General features: G+C 67.7%; 9 protein-coding genes and 1 pseudogene. 2 read left to right on the top strand and 8 right to left on the bottom strand.

Annotated features, from left to right (window positions below; translation table 11 throughout):
• The 7 genes and pseudogenes from VGH54_RS10625 to VGH54_RS10595 form a co-directional block, all read right to left on the bottom strand.
• Positions 1-153, bottom strand: a 153-nt coding sequence (locus VGH54_RS10625) for an SDR family NAD(P)-dependent oxidoreductase (protein WP_331511936.1), incomplete at its 3' end; no start/stop codon positions are given.
• Positions 150-272: pseudogene (locus VGH54_RS10620) on the bottom strand (short-chain dehydrogenase); the annotation flags it as partial. The pseudogene VGH54_RS10620 and the gene VGH54_RS10625, both read right to left, overlap by 4 nt.
• 71 nt (positions 273-343) lie before the next feature.
• Entirely contained in the window at positions 344-1,411 is a 1,068-nt protein-coding gene (locus VGH54_RS10615) for an NAD(P)-dependent oxidoreductase (RefSeq protein ID WP_331511934.1), read from the bottom strand.
• A gap of 86 nt (positions 1,412-1,497) precedes the next feature.
• Complete coding sequence (locus tag VGH54_RS10610) at positions 1,498-2,625, bottom strand: 3-beta-hydroxysteroid dehydrogenase (protein ID WP_331511933.1); 1,128 nt, start codon at positions 2,623-2,625, stop codon at positions 1,498-1,500.
• Positions 2,626-2,688: 63 nt separating this feature from the next.
• Entirely contained in the window at positions 2,689-2,916 is a 228-nt protein-coding gene (locus VGH54_RS10605; protein WP_331511932.1) for an exodeoxyribonuclease VII small subunit, read from the bottom strand.
• Complete coding sequence (gene xseA, locus VGH54_RS10600; protein WP_331511930.1) at positions 2,906-4,177, bottom strand: exodeoxyribonuclease VII large subunit; 1,272 nt, start codon at positions 4,175-4,177, stop codon at positions 2,906-2,908. Before xseA ends, VGH54_RS10605 begins: the two co-directional genes overlap by 11 nt.
• Positions 4,174-4,752, bottom strand: a complete 579-nt coding sequence (locus tag VGH54_RS10595; protein WP_331511929.1) for a lipid droplet-associated protein — start codon at positions 4,750-4,752, stop codon at positions 4,174-4,176. Before VGH54_RS10595 ends, xseA begins: the two co-directional genes overlap by 4 nt.
• Positions 4,753-4,840: 88 nt before the next feature.
• Here VGH54_RS10595 and VGH54_RS10590 point away from each other — a divergent pair, with 88 nt between their 5' ends.
• Positions 4,841-5,845: a 4-hydroxy-3-methylbut-2-enyl diphosphate reductase gene (locus VGH54_RS10590; protein WP_331511928.1), complete on the top strand. Its 1,005-nt coding sequence runs from the start codon at positions 4,841-4,843 to the stop codon at positions 5,843-5,845.
• Here the strand turns inward: VGH54_RS10590 and VGH54_RS10585 are convergent.
• Positions 5,842-6,912: a DUF6542 domain-containing protein gene (locus VGH54_RS10585; protein ID WP_331511925.1), complete on the bottom strand. Its 1,071-nt coding sequence runs from the start codon at positions 6,910-6,912 to the stop codon at positions 5,842-5,844. The two genes, VGH54_RS10590 and VGH54_RS10585, sit on opposite strands and share 4 nt — an antisense overlap.
• Positions 6,913-7,037: 125 nt before the next feature.
• On the opposite strand from VGH54_RS10585, the gene VGH54_RS10580 reads away from it, so the two are divergent.
• Positions 7,038-7,163, top strand: a 126-nt coding sequence (locus tag VGH54_RS10580; RefSeq protein ID WP_331511935.1) for a GTPase, incomplete at its 3' end; no start/stop codon positions are given.

Genomic DNA, 7,163 nt, shown 5'->3' with positions numbered 1-7,163 from the left:
GGTGCGGGCCGCCGCGGCGCCGTCGACGTCGGTGCAGACCACATCGGCGCCGGCGGTGACCAATGCACGGCACAGCGCGGCGCCGATGCCCGAGCCGGCACCGGTGACGATGGCCTGCTTGCCGGTGAAAGCCCTTGCAGTCCTTGAGCTCACTGTGCGGCCAGCTTCCTCACGTGGCCCATCAGGTCGGGGTAGCGCATCATGTGCGCACCGCCGTTGAGGTCGAGCACCGCACCGGTCAGCCACGGCGACTTGCACAGGAACACCACCGCGGGCAGTTCGGTGATCAGCCCGAGCGTGCCGATGCCGGAGGCGCCGCCGACGACGTCAGCGGTGCGATGAGTCATACGTTGCGCCCGTCGGGTCGTGGGTCATTCCATTTCGCCTCGATAACGCCCCACGGGTCGGCGTAGCGGCCGGGGTAGCGGAAATACGGCGAGCGGCGTTGGAGCAGCGCACGGGTCAGCGGGGCGCCGAGCCGCGCCGGGTAGCGGCGCCAGCCCATTCGCTCGGCCGTCTCGGCCAGCAGCTGTGGCCACGAAAACCGCTGGAAATTCAGGGCTTCCGCGGATCGCGTAGTGTCCATCCAGTCGGTACCGAACCAGTCCTCGTCGATGTTCGGGTCGCCCTTGCGGCCGGTGGGTATTCCGCCGACCAAACCCATCGCGGCCGCCATCGACGGGGCGAGGTCGCCCTGGACCAGCCGGTGCGACTCGTCGCCGCCGATCAACAGCGTCTCGCCGATCACCGGCGCGGTCGTCGCGGCGATGAAGGCGTGTGCGACATCGCGCACGTCGACGGTCTGGATCCGGCCGTCGATGGGCAGCGACGCCTCGAAGTAGATGGTGTCCAGGTCGAGATCGAAGCGGGGCTCGGCGGAGAGCACGCCGCCCAGTCGCAGCACCACCCAGTCCAGCCCCGATGCGCGCACCAGCTTCTCGGCCTCCACCTTGTGGGCGCCGTAGATGTCGGAGGGCCGCAGCGGGGTGTCGGCGGTGAGCACGTCGCTGATGCGATGCGGGTTGCGGGCGCCGTAGGCGGCGACGCTGGAGGTCTGGATGAACCGTGGCGGTGCCGGCAGTGCAACAGCGGCGTCGACGAGGTATCCCGTCGCGTCGACGTTGACCCGACGGGCCAGCGCCGGCCGGGCGTAGCAGGCCGGCGGAATGATCGCCGCCAGGTGAATGATCGCCGACGGCGACACTTCGCGCAGCAGTTCGCCGACCGCATTCGGATCGGTGAGGTCGGCCCACCGCACCTGCGTGGACGGTATCCGGTCGGCCGCCTTGCGATTGGCCGGCACATCAAGATCGGTGGCGATGACGTGATGACCGTCGACCATCAGCTGTCGCACGGTCTCCGAGCCGACTAGCCCGAATGCCCCTGTAACCAGCACAGTTTCGGCGGTCATCGGCGCCGCTCCTTCGCATCGCTTCCCAGTGCATCGTCGCCGGCGCGCATGGCGCAATACGCTACACGGGACGCGGAATATGCCGTCTATTCGGCTACAGCGGGCGCGACAACGGCCACCGGTGCGGGACTGGCGGCCGCTTTCATCTGGGCGAACAACTCGGTGTAGTAGGGCAGGCACTCGGTCATCGCCTGCTCGGTGGTGAACAGCGGCCGGTAGCCGAGATCGCGGGTGGCCTTGTCGACCGAGAAGTAGTTGTCCAGGTACAGCCGCTCGACGGCCAGCGGCTCCAGCGGGGGCTGTGGGAACCCGAACCGGAAATGCAGCCGCTGCCAACAAAGCATCGCCGCGCGTACCGCGGCGCCGGAGATCCGCAGCCGCGGCAGGCGCTCTCCACATGCCGCGATCACCGGGCGGGTGAACTCGAACATGTTCACCGGTTCGGCATCGTTGATGAAGTACGCCTGCCCGGGCGCGGTACCACCGGGGGCGAGGTGTTGTGCGGCCAGGATGAAGCCGTGAATCAGGTTGTGCACGTAGGAGTTATCCAGGCGGGCGGCCTTGCGGCCGACCAGCACCTTGACGTGGCCGGCCAGCACGCTTTCGAACACCTTGCGAAACATCGTCTGATCGCCGCGGCCCCAGATTCCACTCGGCCGGATCGCACACGTCAGAAGTCCGTCTATTCCGTTCTGGGACAGCACGAATCGCTCGGCTACCACTTTGGTCTCGGTGTAGAGGTCGTTGAAACGGTCGGTGTAGGGCAACGTCTCGTCTCCGCCGGAGATGCGTTTGCCGCCCATCACCACGCTGTTCGACGAGGTGTAGACGAACCGTTTCACCCCGGCGGCCTGTGCGGCATGCACCAGATTCTTGGTTCCCTCGACGTTGACGGCGAAGCTGCGCTGCCGGTACTCCTCGGTGACCGACGCGCCACCCATCAGCTCGATGAGCGCCGCGGTGTGGAAGACGGTGTCGATCCCGGAGACGGCGCCCGCGACGGTGTCGCGGTCGCAGACATCGCCTTGGAGCACTTCCAGGCCCGGCTGGGCGGGCAGTGGTGAGGGCGACCGGTCGAAGGACCGCACTTGGTAACCCTTATCGAGCAGGGTGGTTACCAGGTTGGCGCCGACGAAACCGGAGCCGCCGGTGACGAGCACTCGGCCCAGCGGTGCGGTCGGCGCGGTTCCAGAGATCCCAGAAGAGTAAGCCATGCCGCTGAGGATAACTGAAACGTGTTCCAGTTTCGAATAAAGGTCCGAGAAATCGTTGCGATGTCAAGGATCGTCGGGCTCGCCGGCGGCCAACACGTCGGTCACCCGCTTACGCGCACCAGCTAAGTGCTCCTCGCATCGTTTAGCCAGCTGCTCGCCTCTTTCCCATAGCTGCAGCGATGCATCCAGGTCGAGTCCACCCTGCTCCAGAAGCCGGACCACCTCGATCAGCTCGTCGCGGCATTTTTCATACCCCAGCTGACTAATAGGTGTAGCCCCGTCACTCGCCATCGGCTGGCCCCTCACTCGTCGCCGCGATCGCGCCGTCGCCGACCCGTACCCGCAGCGCGGTTCCCGTCGGGGCGTCGTCAACGGATCGCAACACCGCAGCAGAACCCGCGGCACCAACCGTCTGCACCACGGCGTAGCCGCGGGCCAGGGTGGCCGCCGGACCCAGCGTCGCCAGCCGGGCCGACAGGTGCGCGACACGTTCGGCTTGCACGTCGATCAGTCGGGTGATGTCGCGGCGAACCGCGGATCGGGCGCGGTGAATCTCGTCGGCGCGCGTCGCGAGTGCGGCCAGCGGCGCGGCCAGCACTGGCCGGCTGCGCAACTGCGCCAGCGCCCGCTCCTCGCGGCCCACCCAGTTGCGCAGCGCCTGGGCGCCGCGCCGGCGCAGGTCATCGAGCAGGTGCTGCTCGGCCGCGGTATCCGGGACGATCTTCTTGGCGGCGTCGGTCGGGGTGGCCGCCCGCAGGTCAGCGACCAGATCGCACAACGGATTATCGGGCTCGTGGCCGACCGCGCTGACTACCGGCGTGCGGCATGCGGCGATCGCCCGACACAACGTCTCGTCGGAGAACGGCAGCAAGTCCTCCACGCTGCCGCCGCCGCGGGCCACCACGATGACATCGATGTCTGGGTCGGAGTCCAACTCCCGCAACGCCGTAACGATCTGGGAGACCGCGGTCGGGCCCTGGACGGCGGTGTTGCGGACGGCGAACCGCACCCCGGGCCAGCGTGCGGCGGCCACCGTCGTCACGTCATGTTCGGCCGCGCCGGCCCGGCCGGTGATCAGCCCGATCATGCTGGGCAGGAACGGGATTGGCCGCTTGAGGCGTGGATCGAAGAGGCCTTCGGCGGCCAGCAGCTGGCGCAATCGCTCGATGCGGGCCAACAGTTCACCGATGCCCACTGCGCGTATTTCGCTGAGCCGCAACGTGAGTGTTCCTCGGCCGGTGAAGAAGTTCGGCTTGCCGCAGACCACCACCTGCACGCCTTCGGCGAGCTTGACCGGCGCGTTGTCAACCAGGTTGCGCGGCGCGGTCACGGTCAGCGACATGTCGGCGGCCGGATCGCGCAGCACCATGAACACTGTCTTGGCGCCCGGCCGGATGTTGATCTGGGTCAGCTGGCCTTCGACCCAGACCGCGCCCAATTTGTCGATCCAGCTTGCGATTCGGATGGCGACCGCGCGAACCGGAAATGGGTTCTCGGCCGAATTCGCCGAGCCGGCCGGCGTATTGGCATTGCTGACAGGGTTGGCGGTCACTTCGCCGTCGCGCGCGTGATCCTGTTAGCCAGCAGCGTCTGGAACGGCGCGCGCCCTTTGGTGGCCTCCTCGTAGGCCAGCAGGGCTTCGAGCTCGTCGACATCGAGTGATTGCAGCCGGGCCCGCAGCTGGGCCAGGGTCAGCTGTTCGTAGTCCAGCTCCTCGACCACCTCGGGGGCAGACACCGTCTGCGTCGGCGGCTTTGCGGCTGACCTTGCCGGGGAATCAGGCGGGGCCGTGGCCCCATCGGGGGAGGTGTACAACGCGAACCGTCCCTCGCTGCGGCGCTCAAGGTCGGGCGCGGACGCGTCGTCATCGTCATCGTCGGGCAGGTCCTCGTCGAATGTCGCCCACTCCGGCTGCTCGTCCTTGGGCGGGAAGATGTGCTCCAAGGTGGCATCGCCTTTGATCACCAGCTCGGCGACGTTCTGCTGGAACCGCATCACGACGTGCGCGGCCGTGCTGGCCAGCGTCATCGGATACATCAGGATGGTTTTCGGCAGCCTGATCGTCTCTTCGACGGCCATCGTCGCAGCGCCCACCAGCAGCCGGACCCCATACGGTGCAGTAGCCATGCGGTCAAGACTGCCTTAACCGGCGGACAACTCCAAGCTGAGCGCGCGAGTTCGCGGGCCAGTGTCGGCAGAAAGTACCCTGGTGGACATGCCACCGACCGTGAACATGGGGATCCCGGGTGCCACCGCCTCGGTTACGGAGCCGGTGACCGGCAAGCGTGTCCTGCTGGCCGAGCCCCGTGGGTACTGCGCCGGCGTCGATCGTGCGGTCGAGACCGTCGAACGTGCGCTGGAAAAGCACGGCGCACCCGTCTACGTCCGGCATGAGATCGTGCACAACCGCCACGTGGTGGAAACGCTGGCCAAAGCCGGTGCGGTGTTCGTCGAAGAGACCGACGAGGTGCCCGAAGGCGCCATCGTGGTGTTCTCCGCCCACGGCGTGGCCCCGACCGTGCACACGACGGCCGCCGAGCGGCAGCTGCAGGTCATCGACGCCACCTGTCCGCTGGTCACCAAGGTGCACAACGAGGCCAAGCGATTCGCCCGCGACGACTACGACATCCTGCTGATCGGCCACGAGGGCCACGAGGAGGTCGTCGGCACTGCCGGTGAAGCCCCAGACCACGTGCAGCTGGTCGACGGTCCGAGTGCGGTCGACGGTGTGACCGTTCGCGACGAGAACAAGGTGATCTGGTTGTCGCAGACCACGCTGTCCGTCGACGAGACGATGGAGACCGTGCAACGGCTGCGGGTCCGCTTCCCGCAACTGCAGGACCCGCCCAGCGATGACATCTGCTATGCGACCCAGAATCGGCAGGTGGCGGTCAAGGCGATGGCGCCGGAGTGCGAGCTGGTGATCGTCGTCGGGTCGCGCAACTCGTCGAACTCGGTGCGCTTGGTCGAGGTCGCGTTGGGCGCCGGGTCGTCGGCCGCGCATCTGGTCGACTACGCCGACGACATCGATCCCGCCTGGCTGGAGGGCGTCACCACCGTCGGAGTCACGTCTGGCGCGTCAGTGCCGGAGGTGCTGGTCCGCGGCGTGCTGGAGCGGTTGGCCGAGTACGGCTATGACGTGGTCCAGCCGGTGACGACAGCCAATGAGACGCTGGTGTTCGCGCTGCCCCGGGAGATCAGGCCGGCGCGCGGCGGTTAGTCCCGGGAATCGCCCGCGGGCCGGCGTGGCCGGCGCGGGCGCTCGTCGAGCGGCTCGTCGGCTCCGGCTGCCTTCCGATACCTGACCTGTGAGATCGGGTGATGGGTCGCGGTGGTCCCGTTCGGTGCGGGCCTGCGCCGCTGCGGGGGCGGAGGAGCGGCGTCGAAGGGCTCCATGGGTTCGTACGGGTCGAAGCGGCTGGCGGGGCGATCTCTGCGAGTGTGCGGTTCACGCCGGACGTCCCGCGGCGGGCGGCCACGCAGGTCCGGGTCACGCGGCAACCTGCTGCGTCGGGGCGGTTCGGGAGCATCGAATTCGCGCGTCGGGCGTCGACGCCGGGCGCGCTCGCGGGCCGGGTCCGCCCCATCTTCCAGCGGGGCCCGAGCGTCCAGTGATGGCCGTTCCCGCCGGGTCCGCGTCGACGCCGGACGCTTACCGGTTCGACGTGCGTCGGACGTGATCGATCGCGCGGAACGCTCGACGGCGTGGGTTCGGCGCGACCGCGTCCTGGCCGCCCCGTCGACGGTCTCGTCGGCGGGCTCGCGGTTGAACATCGCCGTCAGCCGCGCGACCAGTCCGAGCGGTCCGTCCTCGCCGGCAGGGTCGGCGGGATCGGTGGCTTCCGCCGCAGCCGCGTGGGACCTGCCCAGGTACCACCGGATCAAGCCGAGCACCAGGACGCCCAACGAGGTGAACAGCATCAGCGGGAAACGCTCGATCAAGGGGTAGCCACAGTTGATCAGCAGGTCTTTGATGCCGGTGAATTTGGCGCCGTGGAACAGGAAGTAGGCGCCGGGCACCGCGCAGAACAAGATCAGCGGTGGCTGGATGATCGCGGTGAAAATTCCGGACTGGCGAACGGCCAGCAACGCAGCTACGCATCCCGCCACATACAGGGCGGAGAAAACGATGGTCAGCTCCTTGCCGGACCCGGCGTCGAAAGCGAGGCCGACAGCGACTCCGGTCACGGCGACTACCACTGCGGCCCACCACGGCACACCAGGAATTCCGGGGATTATCGAGCGGTGATGTGTGGCCACCGCCGACCGGTCCTGCTGTTCTGACACATGTCGACCGTACCGGTTTGACGCCGAAAGACGCGTAACGACCTCGTTAGTAATGCGTGGGCGTGCCGCACGCGCGCGACAGCGCGTCAAAGGCCGCAGTCTGGCTCTCTTACACTTGAGTCCCTGTGAGCCTGAGCCTTGGGATTGTGGGTTTGCCGAATGTCGGCAAATCGACCCTGTTTAACGCGCTGACCAGAAACAACGTGGTCGCCGCCAACTACCCGTTCGCGACGATCGAGCCGAACGAGGGT

Source organism: Mycobacterium sp. (assembly GCF_036488105.1).
Classification (GTDB): Bacteria; Actinomycetota; Actinomycetes; order Mycobacteriales; family Mycobacteriaceae; genus Mycobacterium.
This window is presented reverse-complemented; position numbering and strand designations above follow the sequence as displayed.

Bases quoted from the DNA above. Each gene is read 5' to 3' on its own strand.
- VGH54_RS10615 (WP_331511934.1), bottom strand. From the start codon at position 1,411: ATGACCGCCGAAACTGTGCTGGTTACAGGGGCATTCGGGCTAGTCGGC.
- VGH54_RS10610 (WP_331511933.1), bottom strand. From the start codon at position 2,625: ATGGCTTACTCTTCTGGGATCTCTGGAACCGCGCCGACCGCACCGCTG.
- VGH54_RS10605 (WP_331511932.1), bottom strand. From the start codon at position 2,916: ATGGCGAGTGACGGGGCTACACCTATTAGTCAGCTGGGGTATGAAAAA.
- VGH54_RS10595 (WP_331511929.1), bottom strand. From the start codon at position 4,752: ATGGCTACTGCACCGTATGGGGTCCGGCTGCTGGTGGGCGCTGCGACG.
- VGH54_RS10590 (WP_331511928.1), top strand. From the start codon at position 4,841: ATGCCACCGACCGTGAACATGGGGATCCCGGGTGCCACCGCCTCGGTT.